Source organism: Bradyrhizobium sp. WSM4874 (assembly GCF_055811835.1).
In genome coordinates this window covers 1-558 of sequence record NZ_JBVVPR010000197.1, presented here as the reverse complement: position 1 = coordinate 558, position 558 = coordinate 1, and the positions used below count along the sequence as shown (strand labels likewise).

The following is a 558-nucleotide window of genomic DNA, read 5'->3' as shown; positions in this document are numbered from 1 at the left end:
CGGGAAAGTCTTGGTTCGTCGCACATTGCGGCGATCGCAGGTTCTGCCCTTCTTTCGAAGCCTTCCAGCTTGCGTGGTAGGTATGGAGGCCTGTGCGAGTGCCCATCACTGGGCACGCGAGATAGCGGCGTTGGGCCACTCTGTCCGCATGATGCCGCCAGCCTACGTGAAGCCTTACGTCAAACGAAACAAGACCGACGCGGCGGATGCTGAAGCCATTTGTGAGGCGGTCAACCGCCCGACAATGCGGTTCGTGCCCGTGAAGACTGCCGAACAACAAGCAGCCAGCATGATTTTGCGAACGCGAGAGATGCTGATGAAGCAGCGCAGCCAGACTGCAAATGCCCTGCGTGCCCATATGGCCGAATTGGGCATTATCGCTGGCACAGGCATGGCAAGCATCGCAAAACTCCTGGTGCTTCTCCGGGACGAAAAAGACAATAGGATTCCCGGCGCCGCCCGCTTTGCCCTGATCCTATTCGCTGAACAGATTGAGCTGCTTACAACCCGCATAGAGAAGCTCGACAGAGAGATTTTGGTTGCCGTCAGAAAGGACCC

General features: G+C 57.3%; 1 protein-coding gene. It reads left to right on the top strand.

The window, feature by feature from the left end:
- A partial coding sequence (locus AC0L3P_RS40015; RefSeq protein WP_473309466.1) for an IS110 family RNA-guided transposase occupies nucleotides 1–558 on the top strand: 558 nt, incomplete at both ends.